Origin of the sequence: Amycolatopsis sp. NPDC004079 (assembly GCF_040610415.1) — a bacterium.
GTDB classification, from domain to species: Bacteria; Actinomycetota; Actinomycetes; order Mycobacteriales; family Pseudonocardiaceae; genus Amycolatopsis; species Amycolatopsis halotolerans.
In genome coordinates this window covers 1-19523 of sequence record NZ_JBEXMH010000037.1, presented here as the reverse complement: position 1 = coordinate 19523, position 19523 = coordinate 1, and the positions used below count along the sequence as shown (strand labels likewise).

17 protein-coding genes are annotated in these 19523 nt (G+C 70.1%); 11 read left to right on the top strand and 6 right to left on the bottom strand.

The window, feature by feature from the left end; all coding sequences use genetic code 11:
• Positions 1 to 39: 39 nt before the first annotated feature.
• Entirely contained in the window at positions 40 to 5352 is a 5313-nt protein-coding gene (locus tag ABZX37_RS30880) for an RHS repeat-associated core domain-containing protein (protein ID WP_354745467.1), read from the top strand.
• A gap of 58 nt (positions 5353 to 5410) precedes the next feature.
• Here ABZX37_RS30880 and ABZX37_RS30875 read toward each other — a convergent pair whose 3' ends face one another.
• Positions 5411 to 7207 (bottom strand): long-chain fatty acid--CoA ligase, encoded by a 1797-nt coding sequence (locus tag ABZX37_RS30875; protein ID WP_354745466.1) that lies wholly within the window; start codon positions 7205 to 7207, stop codon positions 5411 to 5413.
• 112 nt (positions 7208 to 7319) lie between these two features.
• Here ABZX37_RS30875 and ABZX37_RS30870 point away from each other — a divergent pair, with 112 nt between their 5' ends.
• From ABZX37_RS30870 to ABZX37_RS30840, 7 genes are all read left to right on the top strand, one after another.
• A complete protein-coding gene (locus ABZX37_RS30870) occupies positions 7320 to 7730 on the top strand; it encodes a polyketide cyclase / dehydrase and lipid transport (protein ID WP_354745464.1) in 411 nt (136 codons plus the stop codon).
• Positions 7731 to 7739: 9 nt separating this feature from the next.
• Positions 7740 to 8534: a metallophosphoesterase gene (locus ABZX37_RS30865; RefSeq protein ID WP_354745462.1), complete on the top strand. Its 795-nt coding sequence runs from the start codon at positions 7740 to 7742 to the stop codon at positions 8532 to 8534.
• Positions 8535 to 8561: 27 nt separating this feature from the next.
• Positions 8562 to 8999 (top strand): SRPBCC family protein, encoded by a 438-nt coding sequence (locus ABZX37_RS30860; protein WP_037809841.1) that lies wholly within the window; start codon positions 8562 to 8564, stop codon positions 8997 to 8999.
• Positions 9000 to 10157, top strand: coding sequence for an ArsA family ATPase (locus ABZX37_RS30855; protein WP_354745460.1), 1158 nt, complete (start codon positions 9000 to 9002; stop codon positions 10155 to 10157). It abuts the gene before it with no gap.
• On the top strand, positions 10154 to 10618 hold the full coding sequence (locus ABZX37_RS30850; RefSeq protein WP_354745458.1) for a hypothetical protein: 465 nt from the start codon (positions 10154 to 10156) through the stop codon (positions 10616 to 10618). Before ABZX37_RS30855 ends, ABZX37_RS30850 begins: the two co-directional genes overlap by 4 nt.
• Positions 10619 to 10633: 15 nt before the next feature.
• Positions 10634 to 11560, top strand: coding sequence for an ROK family protein (locus ABZX37_RS30845; RefSeq protein WP_354745587.1), 927 nt, complete (start codon positions 10634 to 10636; stop codon positions 11558 to 11560).
• Positions 11561 to 11888: 328 nt separating this feature from the next.
• The gene (locus ABZX37_RS30840; RefSeq protein ID WP_354745456.1) at positions 11889 to 12758 is read left to right on the top strand and encodes an NUDIX domain-containing protein; all 870 of its coding nucleotides are present in this window, start codon (positions 11889 to 11891) and stop codon (positions 12756 to 12758) included.
• A gap of 552 nt (positions 12759 to 13310) precedes the next feature.
• On the opposite strand, the gene ABZX37_RS30835 is transcribed toward ABZX37_RS30840, so the two are convergent.
• On the bottom strand, positions 13311 to 14099 hold the full coding sequence (locus tag ABZX37_RS30835) for an SDR family NAD(P)-dependent oxidoreductase (protein ID WP_354745454.1): 789 nt from the start codon (positions 14097 to 14099) through the stop codon (positions 13311 to 13313).
• 107 nt (positions 14100 to 14206) lie between these two features.
• Here ABZX37_RS30835 and ABZX37_RS30830 point away from each other — a divergent pair, with 107 nt between their 5' ends.
• Positions 14207 to 14773 (top strand): helix-turn-helix domain-containing protein, encoded by a 567-nt coding sequence (locus tag ABZX37_RS30830; RefSeq protein ID WP_354745452.1) that lies wholly within the window; start codon positions 14207 to 14209, stop codon positions 14771 to 14773.
• 6 nt (positions 14774 to 14779) lie between these two features.
• Here ABZX37_RS30830 and ABZX37_RS30825 read toward each other — a convergent pair whose 3' ends face one another.
• Genes ABZX37_RS30825 through ABZX37_RS30810 form a run of 4 tightly spaced genes read right to left on the bottom strand, consistent with a single transcriptional unit; the run spans position 14780 to position 17722 of the window.
• On the bottom strand, positions 14780 to 15235 hold the full coding sequence (locus tag ABZX37_RS30825) for a YdeI/OmpD-associated family protein (protein ID WP_354745450.1): 456 nt from the start codon (positions 15233 to 15235) through the stop codon (positions 14780 to 14782).
• Between the two features lie 24 nt (positions 15236 to 15259).
• Positions 15260 to 16399 (bottom strand): glutamate--cysteine ligase, encoded by a 1140-nt coding sequence (locus tag ABZX37_RS30820; protein WP_354745448.1) that lies wholly within the window; start codon positions 16397 to 16399, stop codon positions 15260 to 15262.
• Positions 16400 to 16409: 10 nt separating this feature from the next.
• Positions 16410 to 16958 carry a hypothetical protein gene (locus ABZX37_RS30815; RefSeq protein ID WP_354745446.1) on the bottom strand — a complete coding sequence of 183 codons (549 nt, stop codon included), beginning with the start codon at positions 16956 to 16958 and terminating at the stop codon, positions 16410 to 16412.
• A complete protein-coding gene (locus ABZX37_RS30810; RefSeq protein ID WP_354745444.1) occupies positions 16955 to 17722 on the bottom strand; it encodes an alpha/beta fold hydrolase in 768 nt (255 codons plus the stop codon). Before ABZX37_RS30810 ends, ABZX37_RS30815 begins: the two co-directional genes overlap by 4 nt.
• Positions 17723 to 17939: 217 nt before the next feature.
• Here ABZX37_RS30810 and ABZX37_RS30805 point away from each other — a divergent pair, with 217 nt between their 5' ends.
• Together ABZX37_RS30805 and ABZX37_RS30800 are read left to right on the top strand one after the other, a co-directional pair.
• A complete protein-coding gene (locus tag ABZX37_RS30805; RefSeq protein ID WP_354745442.1) occupies positions 17940 to 18701 on the top strand; it encodes a lysophospholipid acyltransferase family protein in 762 nt (253 codons plus the stop codon).
• A gap of 20 nt (positions 18702 to 18721) precedes the next feature.
• Positions 18722 to 19210, top strand: coding sequence for a polyadenylate-specific 3'-exoribonuclease AS (locus ABZX37_RS30800; protein WP_067595152.1), 489 nt, complete (start codon positions 18722 to 18724; stop codon positions 19208 to 19210).
• Positions 19211 to 19523: the final 313 nt, after the last annotated feature.

The following is a 19523-nucleotide window of genomic DNA, read 5'->3' as shown; positions in this document are numbered from 1 at the left end:
CCGGAAAACGCCCCCGCCGTCCCGGATAGCGTTCTTCGTGTGAGCAACCCGTTGATCGCGGAGACGAAGGACTCGACCAAGGCGTATTCGGGCATCACCCTGCTCGAATCGGGCGAGATGGTGAAGTCCGGCATCGAATCCGGCGACTGGGCGTCGATCGCGATGGGGGCGGTCGGGGTCGCGCTGGACGTGCTGTCGACCGCGATGGACCCGTTCGGGTCGATCCTGGCGGCGGGCGTCGGCTGGCTGATCGAGCACGTCGGGCCGCTGAAGCAGGCGCTGGAGGCGCTGACCGGCAAGGCTGACGAGATCAAGGCGCAGGCCGAGACGTGGCAGAACGTCGCGAAAGAGCTCGAAAGCATCGGCAAGGACCTGACCGCCTGCGTCGAGAAGGACCTGCAGAGCTGGACCGGCGAGGCGGCCGACTCTTATCGCGAGCGGACCAAGGACGTCGCGAACCTGCTCGGCGCGGCGCAGAAGGGCACCGAGGGCGCGGCGTCCGGGGTGAAGACCGCGGGCGAGGTCGTCGCGGCCGTGCGGATGCTGGTGCGCGACATCATCGCGCAGCTCGTCGGGCACCTGATCAGCTGGGCGCTGCAGGTGCTGTTCACCGCCGGGATCGGGATGGCGTGGGTGCTGCCGCAGGTGGTCGGCGCCGTCGCCAAGACCGCCGCGCAGCTCGCCAAGATCACCAAGCAGCTGGTCTCCGCGCTCAAGGCGCTGATGCCGCTGCTGAAGAAGGCGGGCGTCCTGTTCGAGGACGCCGCGAAGGCGTTGAAGGGCATCAAGGGCGGCAAGCCCAAGCCGTCGGGCGCGCCGAAGAACATCGAGACCAAGCCGAAGTCGGAGCCCAAACCCGAGCCCAAGCCGGAGAACGGAAAGGGCGGGGACTCGACGACCGCCTCGGGCGATCACTCCGGGCCGCCCAAGGACGAGGTCAAACCGCAAGGCGACCATTCCCCGCCGCCGAGGGACGAAACGAAACCGCAGGGCAACCACTCCGAGCAGCCGAGGAGCGAGGAGCCGCCGCCGGACCGGAGCGGCAACCAGGGCGAGTCCGGCAAGACACCGCCGAAGGACGACCCGAAAGCCGCCGACACCCGGGGCGGCGCGGACGAGTGCAAGACCGCGGGAGACCCGGTCGACGTCGTGCGGGGCTCCGTCCTGATCGAGGACGTCGACCTCGAACTGCCGAGCCCGCTCGTGCTCGAACGGCTGCACGTCTCGTCCTACCGGTCCGGCCGCTGGTTCGGCCCGAGCTGGACGTCGACGGTGGACCAGCGGCTCGAAGCCGACTCCGAAGCCGTCCGGTTCTACGCGGCGGACGGCCGGATCCTGGTGTACCCGCGCACCGGGGAGCCGGTGCTGCCGCTGGAAGGCCCGCGCCGCCCGCTGACCGCGACCGACGACGGCGGGTATCTGCTCGTCGATCCGGTCAACGGCACGGAATCGCGCTTCGGCCCCGGCCGAGGCGGCGTCTTCCCGCTGCTGAGCGCGACCGACGCCGCGGGCGACCGGATGGACGTCGAGTACGACGAAAGCGGCGCTCCCCGGCTGATCCGCCACTCGGCGGGCTACCGCGTGGCACTCGACGCCGAGGCAGGCCGCGTCACCGCGATCCGGGTGCTCAGCGAGGGCCAGGAACCGGTGCTGGTCCGCACTTTCGGCTACGACGACCTCGGCCGGCTGGTCCGGGTTTTCAATTCCTCCGGCCTGGCAACGCACTACGACTACGACGCCGACGGCCGGATCACCGGCTGGCAGGACCGCAACGGCATCTGGTACCGCTACATCTACGACGCCGACGGCCGCTGCGTCCGCACGGTCGGCGACCGGGGCGTGTACGACGGCGAGTTCGCCTACGACCGCGAGCAGCGGATCACCCGCTACACCAACGCTTTGGGCCACGTCACGGAATTCCACTTCAACGAGGCCTCGCAGCCGACCAAGGACGTCAGCCCGCTCGGCGCGGCCACAGTGTCCACATGGGACCGTTACGACCGGCTGCTGTCGCGCACCGACCCGCTCGGCCGCACGACCGGGTTCGAGTACACCGCCGAGGGCCTGCTCACCGCGGTCGTCCGCCCGGACGGCAGCCGCGCTCAGGTCAGCTCCGCGCCGGACGGGACGCTGACCGTTGCCGTCGAGACCGCCGAACGCACCTGGCGGCGCGTCTACCCGCCGGGCACCGCGCCGGACCTGTTCACCGCGCAGGCCGGGATCGCCGCGACCGAGTTCGCCCAGGACCGCCAGCTGACCGGGGGAGAGCCGCCGCGCGCCGAGCCCGACCCGGTGGAGCGCGACCAGTTCGGCCGCCCGCGCGTGGTGGCCGACGGCACCCGGTTCGGCTGGACGGTCGACGGGAGCCAGGCCAGCCGGACCGGCCCGTCCGGGCGGCACGAGGAATGGCGTTACGACGCCGAGGGGAACCTCGTGGAACGCACGGACGCCCGTTTCGAATACGGCCCCTTCGACCTGCCGGTCGCGAAGACCGACGCCACCGGAGCCCGCACCTCGTACGAGTACGACACCGAACTGCGGCTCGTCCGGATCACCGATCCGGCGGGCCTGACCTGGAACTACACCTACGACGCCGACGGCAGGCTCATCGCGGAAAGCGACTTCGACGGCCGCGAACGGCAGTTCGCCTACGACGCGGCGGGTCAGCTCGTGCGGTCGGTCGACGGGCTGGGCGCGGGCACCGAGTACCGCTATGACGCGCTCGGCAACGTGATCGAGCGTCGCACGGACAGCGGCGCCATCCGCTACGAGTACGACCCCGTCGGCTTCCTCGCACGCGCCACCGAGGGTTCGTGCGTGCTGGAGATTGAGCGCGACGAGGACGGCCGCGTGGTCCGGGAATCGGTCGACGGCCGCTCGGTCGCGTACGTCCACGAGCCCTCTGGAATGCGCCGCACCACTCCGTCCGGCTCCGTCAGCGAGTGGAGCTTCGACGACGCCGGGAAGGCGGTCGCGCTGTCGACCGCCGGGCACGAAGTGCTTTTCCGCCACGACGAAGCGGGCCACGAGGTCGAACGCGTCCTGGGCGGAAACACCGTGCTGGCACAGGCTTTCGACGCCGAACACCAGTTGGTCGCGCAGACTTTGGCCGCGGGCAGCCAGATCCGGCAGCGGCGCGAGTACCACTACCGCCCGGACGGCCACCTGGTCGGCGTGGACGACACGCTGTCCGGCTCCACGCGATACCAGCTCGACGCCGTCGGCCGCGTCACGTCGGTGGCCCGGCGAGACGGCCAGGAGAGCTACCACTACGACCCGTCCGGAAACATCCGGCACGCGCAACTCCCATTCGCCGAAGCGGATTCCGGCTCGCGCGGCTACACCGGAAACCGGCTCACCGCGGCCGGTTCGGTGCGGTATGTCCACGATGGACAGGGGCGGCTCACCGCCCGCCACGAGAACTCGCGCACCTGGACCTACCGCTGGGACGCGCAGGATCGGTTGCTGGCGGTGGAAACCCCGGACGGCGTGGAATGGCGCTACCGCTACGACCCGCTGGGCCGCCGCATCGCCAAACAACGCTGGCTGCCCGGTTCCGAAACCCCCGCCGAGGAGACCCTCTTCTCGTGGAGCGGCCAGCTCCTGGTCGAACAGGAACACCGGCTGGCCGGGTCCGCGCCGCTCACACTGACGTGGGACCACCTGCCCGGCACCGTGCGCCCGGTGACGCAGACCGAACTGCTCGGTAAGAGCGCCCGGTTCTTCTCGTTCGTCACCGACCCGGTCGGCACTCCGGTGGGTCTGGTGGACGCCTACGGCACTGTCGCCTGGCGCGCGTCCGGTTCGCTGTGGGGCCGCACCCGCCCGGGCGCCACGCCGCTGCGGTTCCCCGGCCAGTACGCGGACGACGAGACCGGCTTGCACTACAACGTTTTCCGCTACTACGACCCCGGCACCGGGCGCTACCTGAGCCAGGACCCGCTCGGCCTCGCCCCGGCCCCGAACCCGGCCTCGTACGTGCCCAACCCGCTCGCCGACGCCGACCCGCTGGGCCTGGGCAACTGCCTGGGCAGGCAGAAATCCGGCCCGAACGACGACGCGCGCCCGAGCGAAACCCCGGGCGGCGGGAACAACGCCGGGCACGTGCAGGAAACCAACCCGTCGTCGGCGCCGCCACGCGAACCCACCCCGCCGCCGCGCGAGCCGACTCCGCCGCCGAGGGAACCGACTCCGGAGACGACCACGGCTTCGTCGGCACCTCCGCCACCGCCACCGCCTCCGCCGCCGCCGGGCAAAGCTCCCGGCGGACCTCCGGCAGCTCCTCCGCCTCCCGGCCCGCCTCCTCCTCCCGGTCCGCCCCCGGTGCGGCCTCCGGGCGGCAGCCGTCCGCCGGCCGGCAGCCGTCCGCCCGGCGGCGGTCCGCCGAAGCGGAAGGAACTGCCCGACACCAAGAACTGGGAAGACCTGTCCGCCAAGGAAAAACTGGGCGGAAAGGTCGACCAGGTCAAGGAGAAGATGGGCTTCGACGACGCGCCCGGGATGAAGGACCTGAAGGACCTGAAGCAGAAGCTGGGCGTCGACGATCTCAAGGACGTGAAGGACCCGGCGCACCTGAAAGAGGTCGACGCGCTGAAGGACAGGCTGAAGAAGGACCACGGCATCGACAACCCGAAGTACCTGGAAAACCTGGAACGGCTGGACAAGCCCAAGATCGTCTCGGTGGACAAGAACAGCGATCTCAAACTGACCGACAAGGCGAGCGCGCTGCGCGAGGACCAGCAGCTGAACCTGTCGCCAGGGGACCGGGAGAAGCCCTTCCACGACCTGATGGGCATTTCCCGGGAGGATCTGGAGAAGAAGGGCCTCGCCGACGGCCGGGTCGGAGACATGATCGACCTGCAGGGCAGCGGGTCCTACAACCACCAGAGCGAGATCCTCTTCCTCGACCCCAAGATCCACCACGGGCCCGACGCCAGGAACCCGGCCGAGGTGCTCGGGCACGAGATGGGCCACCTGAAGCAGGACAAGCTCCACGGCAATCACGGCGGCAACACCCAGAACACGATTCTCGAATACGACAACGTGCTGAAGAACGAGAACCTGCTGAACAAGGATCCCCGGTACGACTACACGCACAACCGCGTGCCGGGCGACCACCTGCGCGAAAACAATCGCACCTGGAACGACGTCGAAAAAGACCTGGACCACCTGCCCCCGGAGCAGCAGGCGAATTCCAAGAAGGTGTTCAACGAGCTGAAAGAAACGCTGGAAGACCCGCGGTACGCGGACAAAGCCGACCAGATCAAGAAGAACTTCGCCGACGAGTACTTCTCCTCGCGGCGCAAGGATGCCGAGCGAGCAGAACTCGAGGCGAAGCAAGAAGCGGAGTGACGAACGGAAACGGGCCCGCACCGGAAATCGGTGCGGGCCCGTTTCCGCGGGACTAGGGCTACTTCCGGTACAGCGCCTCGATGTCGGACGCGTAGTTCTTGTTCACCACGTTGCGCTTCAGCTTCAAGCTGGGCGTGATCTCGCCGCCCGCCTCGGTGAAGTCGTTGGCCAGCACGGTGAACTTCTTGATCGACTCCGCGTGCGAGACCTGCTTGTTCGCCTCGTCGACCGCCGCCTGGATCTCCGCGCGCAGGTCCGCGTCCTCGGCCAGTTCGGACACCGTCGCCTCGGCGGGCTTGCCGTGCTGGGACTTCCACGCCGGGAAGTACTCCTCGTCGACGGTCACCAGCGCGGCGATGAACGGCCGCTGATCGCCGACCACCATCACCTGGCTCACCAGCGGCGCGGCCTTGATGGTGTCCTCGAGACCGGACGGGGCGACGTTCTTGCCGCCCGCCGTCACGATGATCTCCTTCTTGCGGCCGGTGATCTTGAGGAAGCCTTCCGCGTCCAGTTCGCCGAGGTCGCCGGTGTGGAACCAGCCGTCGGTGAGGGCTTCCGCGCTCGCCTCCGGGTTGTTGTAGTACCGGCCGAACACGACGTCGCCCTTCAGCAGGACTTCGCCGTCCTCCGCGATGCGCACCGAGGTGCCCGCGACCGGACGCCCGACGGTGCCGACGCGGAACGCCGCGCTGGTGTTCACGTTCGCCGCCGCGGACGTCTCGGTGAGGCCGTAGCCCTCGAACACCGGCACGCCGATGCCGCGGAAGAAGTGCGCCAGCCGCGCGCCCAGCGGGGCCCCGCCGGACACCGCGGCGATGCAGCGGCCGCCCAGCGCGGCGCGGAGCTTGCCGTACACCAGCTTGTCGAACACCAGGTGCTTCGCGCGCAGGCCGAGCCCGGCGCCGCCCTTTTCCTGCGCCTCGCTGTACGCGACCGCGGTGGCCTCGGCGGCGTCGAAGATCTTGCCCTTGCCGTCGGCGTGCGCCTTCTGCTTGGCGGTGTTGTAGACCTTCTCGAACACGCGCGGCACGGCGACCACGAACGTCGGCCGGAAGGTGCCGAGGTCCGGGACCAGGTTCTTGACGTCCGGCGTGTGGCCGAGCGTGACCCGGGCGGTGAGCGCGGTGATGGCGATCGCGCGGGCGAGGATGTGCGCGAGCGGCAGGAAGCACAGCAGCGAGTTGCCCTGCTCCATCAGCTCCGGGAACGCCTCGATGTCCGCGCGGATCTCGGCCAGCAGGTTCCGGTGGGTCAGCTCGACGCCCTTGGGCCGCCCGGTGGTGCCCGAGGTGTAGACGATCGTGGCCGTCTCGTTCGCGGTGACGCCGCGGCGGCGGGTGTGCAGGTCCTCGTCGGAGACCTCGGCGCCCAGCGCGGTCAGCTCGTCGACCGCGGGGGAATCGCCCTCGATCTGCCAGGTGTGCTCGAGCGTGCTGAGCCGCCCGCTGATCTCGTCGATCGCCTCGCGGTGCGCGCCGGTCTCCACGACGACGGCCTTGGCGGCCGAGTCGGACAGGATCCAGTACACCTGTTCGGGCGACGAGGTCTCGTAGATCGGGACCGTGACCGCGCCCGCGGCCCAGATCGCGAAGTCGACCAGCGTCCACTCGTAGCGGGTCTTCGACATCAGCGCGACGCGGTCGCCGTGCCCGACTCCCGCCGCGATCAGGCCCTTGGCCACGGCCGCGACCTGGTCCGCGAAGTCCTTCGCGGTGACGTCCAGCCAGGTGCCTTCGACCTGCCGCCGGAAGCTGACCACGTCGGAGAACCGCTCCGCGTTCGCCCAGACGACATCGGCCAGATTCTCGTCGTCGGTCACCGGCTTCCCGGCGGGGGCGCTGTATTCGCGCACTCGGACCTCCGTGTTCGACGCGTGCGGTTACCCGCCAGTCAACTTAGCGTGCCGTAGACCTTAAGACCATGCTGGCACGGGGCGCGCGGCGAGGTCGTGACATCGTGTCCGGGTGCACGAACCGCCAGCTCTCGATCTTGTCGACGAGACCTTCCTCGTGGTGCCCCCATCGACGGTCGCGGCGGCCTTCGCCGACCCGGGTTCGTGGCGGCGGTACTGGCCCGACCTGGAGTTGCGGGTCTACACCGACCGGGGGGACAAGGGCCTGCGCTGGACCGTCACGGGCGCCTTGATCGGTACCATGGAGGTCTGGCTGGAACCTGTTCTCGACGGCACCGTGCTGCACTACTTCCTCCGGGCCACGCCGGCCGGTCCCGGCGGCGTCCCGCGCGAGCTGAGCCCGCGCGAACTGCGCCGCGAGTTCGACCGGCGGGCGCGCGCGGCGAAGGAAGTGGCGCTGGAGCTGAAGGAGATCCTCGAGGACGGGCGCGAGCCGGGGGTTCCGCCCCGGACCGTCGAGTAGGAGGCTCTTGTGCGGGTTCACGTCGTTTCGGACGTGCACGGCAACGCCGACGCGCTGAAGCGGGCGGGGGACGGGGCGGACGCGCTGGTCGTGCTCGGCGACCTGCTCGACTTCGTCGACTACCACGACCACGACAAAGGCATCATGGGCGTGCTGTTCGGCGCGGAGAAAGTCGGCGAGTTCGCCCGCCTGCGCCGCGAAGGCACCAGGGACGAGACGGTCGCCTACTCGCGCACGCTGTGGGCCACCCTGGACGACCCGGCCGCCGCGGTCGACGAAGCGGTCCGGGAGCAGTACTCCACGATGTTCGCCTCGATGACCGCGCCGACGTACGCGATCCCCGGCAACGTCGACGCGCCGTCGGCATGGCCGGAGTTCGCCGGCGAGGGCGTGCACCTGGTCGACGGCGAGGTCGTCACCATCGGCGGCCTGCGGTTCGGCTTCGCGGGCGGCGCGGTGCTGCCGGACGGCGTGCTCCCGCGTCCGCGCAAGGGCGCGGCGTGGCGGCCGTACCTGCGGGCGCGCGAGGAGTTCGACGCGGCGGTCTCGCTGCTGGACCAGGTCGACGTCCTGTGCACGCACATCCCGCCCGCGGTGCCCGAATTGACCTACGACGTGGTCGCGCGACGCGCCGAACTCGGTTCGAAGGCGCTGCTGGACCTGATCCGGCGGCAGCGTCCGCGCTGGTCGGTATTCGGGCACGTGCACCAGCCGCTGGCCGTGCGGCGCCGGGTCGGGCACACCGAATGCCGTAACGTAGGTCACTTCAAGGAGACCGGGCAGCCGTACGTGCTGCGCTGGTGACTGTGCTGTCCGGCTACGCTTCGTCCCATGGCCGAGCAGTCCACGCAGTCCATCGAGGTCGACGCCGAGCCCGCGCGGGTGATGTCGGTGATCTCCGATTTCCCCGCGTACCCGGAGTGGGCCAAGGCGGTCCGCGAGACCGAGGTGCTCGCGACCGACGACGCGGGCCGGGCGAAGCAGGTGAAGCTCACCCTCGACGCCGGGCCGATCAAGGACGTGTACACGCTCGAGTACGACTGGGACGATTCCGGTCTCGGCGTCAGCTGGCATCTGGTCAAGGGCCAGATGCAGAAGGCGCAGAACGGCCGGTACGCGCTCGAACCGCTCGGCGGCGGGCGCACCCGCGTCACCTACACGCTGTCGGTCGAGCTGGCGCTGCCGATGATCGGGCTGCTGCGGCGCAAGGCGGAGAAGATGGTCATGGACACCGCGCTCAAGGAGCTCAAGCGCAGGGCCGAGGGCTAGATGCGCATCCTGCTGTTCACCGGCAAGGGGGGTGTCGGGAAAACGACGCTCGCCGCGGCTACCGCTGCCGCGCTCGCCGGCCGCGGCAGGAAGACGCTCGTCGTGTCCACCGACCCGGCGCATTCGCTCGGCGACGCGTTCGGCACGCCGCTGGCCGCCGAACCCTCCGAAGTGGACCTCCGCCGCGACGGCACGCCGGCCGGTCTGTGGGCGGCGCAGGTGGACTCGCGGGCGTTGGCCGACCGGACCTGGCACGAGCTGCGCGGAGAGCTGCGGAAGGTGCTGGCCGGAGCCGGTCTGGACGTCCTGGACGCGGAAGAGCTGACCGTGCTGCCCGGCGTCGACGAGTTGCTCGCGCTGAGCGAGGTGCGGCGGCTGGCTTCGCACGGTCCGTGGGACACCGTCGTGGTCGACTGCGGTCCGACCGCTGAAACGCTGCGCTTGCTTTCGCTTCCGGAGGCCGTGTCCGGCTACCTGGGCCGGGTGTTCGGCAACCGGCGCGTCGCGGCGTCGGTCCGGCAGCTCGGCGCACACCTCGACGCGCTCCGCGAACTGCTCACTGACCCGCGCGTGACGACCGTGCGGCTGGTGCTCACGCCGGAGCGAGTGGTGGTCGCCGAGGCGCGGCGCACGCTCACGTCGCTGGCGTTGCGCGGCATCGCGGTCGACGGCCTGATCGCCAACCGGCTGATGCCCGCGCCCGGTTTCTGGCGCGGGTCGGCGGCGAAGTGGCTGCGCACCCGGCGGGATCAGCAGGACGCGGTTTTGGCGGAATTGGCGGAGGCCGGTTTCGGCCCCGACGAACTGGCCCGCGTCGAACACCGGGCGAGCGAACCGGTGGGCGCGGAGGCGCTCGCCGAGCTCGCTCGCGAGCTGTACGGCAGCCGGGATCCCTTGTCCGGCAACGGAAAACCGGTCACGCCGCTGTTGTCGGTCGCGGCCGACGGAGAGGGCTTCCGGCTGCGGGTCGCGCTCCCGCTGGACCAGGATTCGGCGGTCGACCTCGCCCGCGTGGACGACGACCTGGCGATCACCGTGGACGGGTTCCGCCGGCTGGTCGCACTGCCCGAAACGCTGCGCCCGTGCCGGATCACCGGCGCGGAATCCGACGCCGACGGCCTGGTGGTCAGCCTGGCCGGGAACCGGGGATCCGGGTGAGCGAAGAAAACGAGGGGTCTTACGCGGACGGCCTGAAGCTGGCCGAGGAGATCCGGCTGCTGGTCGAGATGGTGATCGAACGCGCCGCGCCGTGGCTGGAAGGCGTGATGGCCGCCGGGCACGGCGCCCCGGAAGAACCCGGCGCCGAAGGTGCGTCCGGTGTGGAGGACAGCACTTCGGGATGCGGATGGTGCCCGCTGTGTGCGATCGTCGCCGTCGTGCGCGGCGAGCGGCCGGAGTTCGTGGCCAGGGTCCTCGAACAGGCTGCTCAGCTCGTCGCGCTGCTGCGGGCGGTGCTCGCGGACCGCTGGGAGCCGGACGAGGGCGTGCACATGCCCGGGTTCCGGCCCGCCGCGCGTCCGCCCGCGACCGCGGCGGCGTCGTCTTCGGAGTCGTCGTCGCGGGTCCAGCACATCGTCGTCCGCAAGCGCGCGGACTGGCAGCCGGAGCGGGAGAACTGATTGCTGACCGTAGGGGTGGACGTCGGCGGCACCAGCGTGCGGGCCGGCGTCGTGGACGAGCGCGGCTCGCTTCTCGACACGGCGCGCGTCGGGACGCCGAGCGAGGAGAACGCGCTCGAAGACGCCATCGCCGGGGTCGTCGAAAGCCTGCGCAACCGCCACGACGTCGCCGCGGTCGGCCTTGCGGTGGCCGGTTTCGTGACCCGCGACCGCCGTTCGGTGATGTTCGCGCCGCACCTGGCCTGGCGCAACGCCCCGGTGGCGGACCGGATCGCGAAGCGCGTCGGCCTGTCGGTGACCCTGGAGCACGACGTCAACTCCGCGGTAGTCGCCGAACACCGCTTCGGCGCCGCACGCGGGGCCGGGGTAGCGGCCTTGGTCGCATTGGGCACCGGAATCGGCGCGGGTTTGCTGCTGGACGGCGAGATCTACCGCGGCGCACACGGAGTGGCCCCGGAACTCGGCCACCTGACGGTCGTGCGCGACGGCCGCGCTTGCCCGTGCGGAAAGTACGGCTGCTGGGAGCGCTACTGCAGCGGCACCGCGCTCGCCGCGACCGCCGTCGAGCTGCTCGCCCGGTACCCCGGCCGTTCCACCGTGCTGTCCCGGGAAATCGCCGGCGACCCCGGGTCGGTCACCGGCCGCCGAGTAGCCCGCGCGGCCCGCGACGGCGACCCGATCGCCTTGCGCGCCATGGCGGAGCTGGCTAAGTGGCTGGGCGAGGGACTCGCTTTGGTGGCGGACGTCTTCGACCCGGAGATCATCGTGATCGGCGGGGGAGTTTCGGAGTCGGCGCCGTTGTTCCTGGACGAGGCCCGCGAGCATTACTCCGGGGCGATCACTGGTGCGCGGCACCGTCCGCTGGCGCGGATCCGGACTGCGCACCTAGGCGACGACACGGCGATCGTCGGCGCGGCTGCGTTGGCGATGGACACGTTGTAGAGCTTGCGGGGCCTGATTCCGGTTCTGGCGAGGCCGGTTGGCGGCTTGGTGTTTCTCGCCGGGGCAGTGGCAGGTTGGGCGGCGGTGATTGCTGCGCTGCCGGGCTTGCTGGTGCTGGTTCCCGTCGCCTGGGAGCGTTGCGCATGAGGTGCGTGATCCCGTCGGGCGGTTGTGGGCCGGGTTAGCGGTGGCCGCGGGGGTGGCTGTTGATTCCGGTCCTCCCCGGATTCGCCACGTCCGATGTTCGTAGCCCGCCGCTGTCGCCGGAGCGATCTTCGGGTTTTGACCGGCATAGGCACTCGCGCGGTTCTGTGGAAGGCTGGGCCGGGTGACGCCGATGACCGCCAACCGCTTTGTGCGGTGTTCTTGCGGCAGGCAGCACTGGGGCGCGTTCGGTGCGGCCGGGTTGTTGTTGTGCGATCCCCGCCGGGGCGTGCTGTTGCAGCGCCGTGCGTGGTGGGTGCACAACGGCGGAACGTGGGCTTTGCCCGGTGGCGCGCTCGAAGTCGGCGAGACCGTGCACGAGGCCGCTGCCAGGGAGGCTTGGGAAGAAGCCGCCATCCCGGCATCGGGGTTTCGCGCCATGTCGGCGTCGGTGCTGGACCACGGAGAATGGCAGTACACGACCGTGCTCGGGCTGGCCGACAGTGCGTTGCAAGCCCAGGTCGCGAACGAGGAAAGCGCCGAGATGCGCTGGGTCCCGCCGGACGAGGTGGCCGCGCTCGACCTTCACCGCGATTTCGCCGCCGCCTGGCCGGTGCTGCGCGAGCAACTGGGCCGGGAACTGGTCCTGGTGGTCGACGCGGCGAACGTGATGGGCTCCCGTCCGGACGGCTGGTGGCGTGACCGCCGCGGCGCCGCGGAACGGCTCCGCGACCAGTTGACCGGCCCGGCCGAACGCGGCCTGCGCGACGACGTGGTCGGCATCGGCGCGGGCCCGACGTGGTCCTGGTGGCCTCGGGTGGTGCTGGTGGTCGAGGGCAAGGCCAGGGGAGTGGAACCGATCCCGGGCGTCGAGGTCATCTCGGCGGACACCGACGGCGATTCGAAAATCGTCGAGGTGACCGCCGCCGCCCGGCAACGCCTGGACGATCACGTCGTGGTCGTGACGGCCGACCGCGAACTGCGCGGCCGGGTCGGCGATCTCGGCGCACGGGTGCTCGGGCCGGGAACCCTGTTGCGGGAACTGGGCGGCTAGGCGCTCGTCAGCGTCTTCGCACTCCGCTGCTGCTGTAGGTGGCTGGGAATCTCCTTGCTGGGGTTGGGCAGTCGGAGTTTTGCTGCTGGCGAGTGTTTTGCGATCGTGGGTGAGTCGCGCGGTCGGCCCGGCAGCCCTCAGCTCACGGATGCTCAGGCCGGGGCCTTGCAACGGGAGCCGGGTGGCTAGAAAGCCCTCATCGCCTCGGCGCTCCGTCGCCGCGTGGCGCGGCTGACTGCGAGCTGCGCGGTCGGATCGCGACCTCAGCCCAGGAGTTCAGTCCGAAAACCTTGCTGCGGGCCCGGCCAACCAAGCGGACTTCCGCGGTCTTGCCGCTCCGCCGTTGCGCAGGCGGAGCGGCAATCTCCTCCCGAGAACCTCGGCGGGAACTGAGCAACCCTGCAGACCCGCGATCTTGCGGCTCCGCTGCTGTACAGGCGGCGGAAATCTCCCTCCGAGAAGATCGGCGGGAACCGAGCAACCACGCAGGCCCGCAGTCTTGCCGTTCCGCCGTCTCCCGAGCGCCAACGGGTCGCGGCCGAAGACCAGCCGTCACACGGTCTTCACCGCCCCCGCATCGACAAGATGGTCCGTCCCAGCGATGCTCGCGGCCAGCGGCGACGCGAGATACGTGATCAACGTGGCCACCTCCGCCGGTTCGACAAATCGGCCCGTCAGCATCCCGGCACCCGCTGGAACCGCGGCCAGCAAATCCCTATGCGACATCCCCATCGACGAAGCCAGTTCGGCCCCGTAGCTGTCCGGGCCTTCCCACAGCGCGGTACGAACCGGCCCGGGCGAGACCGTGTTGACTCGCACGCCCTGTGGCCCGAACTCCTCCGACAGTGCCTTCCCGAACGCGGTCAGCGCGGCTTTCGCGGCGGTGTAAGCGATCGGGCCCGAGTGCGGGATCCGCGCGCCGTTCGAGGAGACCGTGACGATCGCACCCCGCCGTTCGATCAGGTGCGGCAGGGCGGCGCGAGAAGCCCGTACCGCGGCAAGGAAATTCAGCTCCACCATGTCCGTCCACTGTTGATCAGTGATCGCCAAGAATCCGCCGGCCTGACCCTCGCTGCTGTCGCCGCCGCCGACGTTGTTCACCAGGACGTCCAAGCCGCCCAGTTCGGCGACGGCCTGTTCGATCAACCGTCCAGGGCCGTCTGGAGTGGACAGGTCCACCGACATCGGCACCGCGCCGGTTTCCGTCAGTTCCGGCGTGATCGTCCGGGCCGCGGCCACCACTCGCATCCCTTCGCCGATCAGCGCGGAAACCGTGGCCAGGCCGATTCCCCGGCTCGCTCCGGTGACCACCGCGGTCTTGCCGGTCAACTGCATGTCCATGCGAAAGCCCCCAAAGGCGTGTCAGGTCCGATGCATCTAAGCTAGAAGTTGCAACACCAGTGTCGCAACTATGATTAGAGTGGCAACCATGGCGTAAACTGGGCAGCATGGAGAAACGGGCCCTGCGCGCGGACTCGGAACGGACGGCTCAGGCGATCCTCGAGGCCGCCGAACGGGTGCTCAGCGACAACCCGGCGGCGACGATGGAGCAGATCGCGGAGGCCGCGGGCGTCTCGCGGACGACCGTGCACCGCCGGTTCGCCAGCCGCGACGCGCTGGTGGACGCGATGACCCTCTGGGCAACGCAGCAGTTCCACGACGCGCTCGCCAGCGTCCGCCCTGACGTCACGCCGCCGCTGGTCGCGCTTTACCAGGTGACCGCGAAGGTGCTGAGCGTCAAGCTCCGGTGGGGGTTCGCGATGAACGCGCACCCGCAGGAAGAAGGCGTCCTGACCCCGGACGTCGTGGCCCAATGCGACGTCTTCTTCCAGCGCCTGGAGGAAACCGGCACGCTGCGGCCCGGCGTCGACCTGGTCTGGGCGCGCCGCGTGTACTGCGCGCTCATCCACGAAGCAGCGCAGGACCAGGAATCCGCCGACCCGGACACGCTGGCGACCCGCGTCGTCGACACCGTGCTCGGCGGCTTCGGCAAACCCGGTCTGGCAGTCGGCTAGGGGCGGTTAGGCGAGCCCGTCCCCGGCGAGCTCCGCGACGATCTTCGCGATCCGCCGCTCCCGGGTCTCCGCGCGCTTGGCGGAGGTAACGGCTTCGGTGCGTTCCCGTTGTGCGGTAAAGGAAAGCTTGTCGAACGCGGCCCGCGCGCCCTTCCGGTCAGCCAGTGCGGCAGCCAGATCGTCCGGCATCTCGACCGTCCGCTCGGCGAGGTCGGCTTCGATCGTGACCTCGACCGTCTCCCCGGCCGCGACCCCCGCCGCCTCCCGGTTCGCCGCGCTGAGCGGCAGCATGAACTCGCCGGAGTAGACCGCGACCGTGCTGCGGTAGGTGTGCGGGCCGACGGTCACCCGGACCTTCGGCCGCCGTCCCTGGCCGAGCGCCTCGACGACCTCGGCCGGGACCCGGAAGCCGGTGGCGGTCTTGCCGTTGAGCTCGACGGTCGTGCTGAACGTATGCGACATCGTTGCCTCCTAAACCAACCGCAGCTAAGCGTGCGGGACGCCGTCGCGCATCTCGGTGACCAGCGCGGCGACCACGGCCTTCAAAGATCCGTTGTACTGCTTCGCCACCGCCCGCTGCCGCTGATAGCTCGCGCCGACCCGGAGAATGTTCTCGACGTCGCGCAGCTCGCGGACGCAGTCCAGCCGTCGCGCGACCGGTTCCAGCCGGTCCAGCAACTCGGCGAGATCTTCGGTGACGAGGCGTTCGCGACCGGCGGCGTCGAGGATGACGATCGCGTCGAGGCCGTAGCGCGCGGCGCGCCACTTGTTCTCCTGCACGTGCCACGGCGGCAGCACCGGCAGCGTTTCGCCCTTGTCGAGGCGAGCGCTGAAATCGTCCACCAGACACTGCGTGAGCGCCGAAATCGCGCCGACCTCCTGCAGCGTCGGCAGCCCGTCGCACACGCGCATTTCGACGGTGCCGAAATGCGGGGCCGGGCGGATGTCCCAGCGGATCTCGGAAAAGTGGTCGATCACGCCGGTGGTGAACATGTCCTCGACGTAGCCCTCCAGCTCCGCCCATTCGCGGAACTGGAACGGCAGCCCGGCGGTCGGCAGCTGCTGGAACATCAGCGCCCGGTTCGAGGCGTACCCGGTGTCCTCGCCGGACCAGTACGGCGACGACGCGGACAGCGCCTGCAGGTGCGGCGCGTAGCGCAGCAGCCCGTCGAGGACCGGCAGCACCTTGTCCCGGTGGTCGAGCCCGACGTGGACGTGCACGCCGTAGATCAGCATCTGCCTGCCCCACCACTGGGTGCGGTCGATGAGCTTGGCGTAGCGCTCCTTGTCGGTCACCTTCTGCCGGTACCACGAGGAAAACGGGTGCGATCCGGCGGAGAACAGCTCGACGCCCAGCGGGTCGGCGACCCGGTGCACCTCATCCAAGGCCTCGTCGAGGTCGTGTTTCACCTCGCCGACCGTGCGGCAGACGCCGCTGACCACCTCGATCGTGTTGAGCAGCAGCTCCTGTTTGATCCGGGGGTGCTCGGCCTTCCCCTCCGGGCAGACCGCGGCGAGCAACTCCTCCGCGACCGACCGCAATTCGCCGCTGCGCCGGTCCACCAGCGCGAGTTCCCATTCCGCGCCGACCGTGGAACGCCGGGACGCCTGGAAGTCGATCCGCATGCCCGCCCGGTCAGACCTGGGCGCCGTTGCTGGGGTCCGCGCCGGGCGGCGGGCCCTGGCGCACGCGCAGCAGGAGCAGCGCGATGCCGGTGGCGAGCGAAAGGATGCCGAGCGGCGTGGCGAGCGCGGGCCCGACCCCGATCAGGTTCGGCACGATCAGCAGCAGGAGCCCGACGACGAAGAACAGCAGCACGATGAAGGCACCCTTGCGCCAGCGCGGCAGCGGCGGCGGCTCCGGCGGCACGTAGTGCTCGTCGTCCTCGGCCGGGTCGCCGGAGAACATGGTGGTGTCCCAGTCGCTGCCGCCGGTGCGCCAGCCGTCCGACGACGACGGAGGCGCGGGCGGTGCGGGCGGGTCCGCAGTAGGCTTCGGCTTGGCCTTGCCCGCTTCGGGTTCGGCTCCGGCGGACGCCTCGGGCTCGGCGGACGCGGGGCCGGCGCTGGAGAACGGGTCCTCGTCCAGGAACACGCCCACGCCCTCGGCCCGCAGGTCGGCCACGATCTCGGCGAACGTGGCGTCGACGTCCTCGGGTCCGTCCGCGCCTTTCCCCCGGTTCATCCGGCACCCACCTGTCCCGCCCGCGGCTGCCGGGCGAAGTCGACACTGCGGCTGAAGATCAGTTCCGCGTCGTGGTCCTGCGTCGCGACGTGGAAGCTGTTCTCCAGCACCACCTCGGTCACGTCCGTGCTCGAGATGCCGTCCAGAACGATCTGCGAGTTCTCGGGCTCCACGACGTGGTCGACCCGCGAGTGCAGCAGCAGCACCGGCTGCGTCACCTTCGCCAGGTCGGCGCGCACGATCTTCCACAGCCGGGAGAGGCTCGCCGCGGCCCGCACCGGCGTGCGCGGGTAGGCCAGCTCGACCTCGCCGGGTTTCGCGATGTCGTTGCCGATCGCGCGGATCGACGGGACCACCCGCGACAGCAGCGGCAGCACCTTGGCGTCCAGGCTCAGCCGCGTGACCGACGGGTTGACCAGCACGATGCCGGAGATGTCCGGGCCGAATTCCTCGGCGAGGCGAAGGGTGAGCGTCCCGCCCATCGACATCCCGCCGACGAACACCTGGTCGCACTCCGCGCGCAGCGCCAGCAGCGCCTCGCGGACCGCGGCGTACCAGTCCTGCCAGGTCGTCCGATTGAGGTCGCGCCAGTGCGTGCCGTGGCCGGGCAGCAGCGGGCAGCGCACCGCGAAGCCCTCTCCGGCCAGGTGCTCGCCCCAGGCGCGCATGCCGTCGGGCGTCGCGGTGAATCCGTGGCAGAGCAGGAAGCCGGCCCCGGAGGAACCCGGGTGGGAGAACGGTTCCGCGCCGGCGAGCACGCCCATCACGAACGCCCTTCCGAATCGAAGCGGTGAGTCCTCCCATGCTCTCACGCCGAAGCCGGGTTGTGGGCCCCACTCCGCAAGCGGGGATCCTTCCGGTCCCGCTGTGAGATCGGTCGCTGCCCCCGGGTGACCGCCCGCTGTCGCGTTGTGCGGGCCGGTGCTTGTTCCGTACCCTGGCCTGCCGGGGCCCGCGCGGGCAGGAAAGGACTGGAACCCGGTGCTGTACTTGCTGATGAAGTGGGTTTTCATCGGGCCGCTGCTGAAGACGCTGTGGCCCACCAAGGTCGTCGGCGCCGAAAACATCCCCGAGACGGGTGGCGCCATCCTCGCCGGGAACCACCTCGCGGTCGCGGATTCGTTCTTCATGCCGCTGCGGGTCAAGCGCAAGGTCACCTTCCCGGCGAAGTCGGAGTACTTCACCGAGCCCGGGTTCAAGGGCCTGCTCAAGAAGTGGTTCTTCACCGGCGTCGGCCAGTTCCCCATCGACCGCTCCGGCGGCAACGCCGCGCAGGCCGCGCTCGACACCGCGATCCGGCTGGTCAAGGACGGGCACCTGCTCGGCATCTACCCCGAGGGCACCCGCTCCCCGGACGGCCGGCTGTACAAGGGCAAGACCGGCGTCGCCCGGATCGCGCTCGAATCGCGCGGCGTGGTGGTCCCGGTCGCGATGGTCGGCACGGACAAGGTCAACCCGATCGGCTCCAAGATGTGGTGGCCGCGGCGGCTCGAGATCCGCTTCGGCAAGCCGCTCGACTTCTCCCGCTACGAGGGCCTCTCCGGCGACCGGTTCATCGAACGGTCGATCACCGACGAGATCATGTACGCGCTGATGGAGCTGTCCGGCCAGGAGTACGTGGACATTTACGCGGCGAAGGCCAAGGAGCTGCTGGCGGCCGAGGCCGCTGGTGTCAAGCCCGCGGTGCCGCCCCAGCCGAGTGGTCTTGACGCCGATCGGGTGCCGGAGACGAAGGCCGGGTAGGGCCCCACTAGAGTTCCCCGGTGCGTTTTTTCTACGACACCGAATTTATTGAGGACGGCGTGACGATTGACCTGGTGTCGATCGGTGTCGTTGACGAGCGCGGACGCGAGTTCTATGCCGTGTCCACTGATTTCGACCCCGGGCGGGCCGGGGCTTGGGTGCGGGAGAACGTGCTGCCCAAGCTGCCTTCGCCCGCGGACCCGGCCTGGCGGAGCCGGGAGCGGATTCGGGCGGATCTGCTGGAGTTCTTCGGGAAGCCGCCTGGGGGGATCGAGCTCTGGGCCTGGTTCGCCGCGTACGACCATGTGGCGTTGGCGCAGTTGTGGGGGCCGATGCCCGCGTTGCCCCGGCAGTTGCCTCGGTTCACCCGGGATCTGCGGCAGCGGTGGGAGGACGCGGGGAAGCCTAAGTTGCCTGCTGCGCCTGGGGATCAGCATGACGCGTTGGCTGACGCTCGGCATAACTTGCAGCGGTGGGGGGTTATCGAGGAGGCGTTTCGTCGGCGGTGAGTCTTCGGCTCGTCGCCTGGCGGCGACATTGCTGCGTTGGTTGCGTGGGGCACCCCGAAGGTTGATTGTGCTGACGGTCTGGGGTTGCTTGTCAAGGCGGGAAAGATGCCTTGACAAGCACCCCCAGACCGCAGGGAAGGCTTCGTATCGGGGTGCGGGGGAGGGGCTGGGTGCCTCGATCGTTGGGTGCAGCGGCTGCGGTTTCGGGTTGGGGCTAGCGCCCCAATGTGGCATTGGGTGCGTGGGATGCACCCAATGTGGCGTTCGGTGCGTCAGATGCACCCAATGCCACATTGGGGCGCTGCGGACGGGC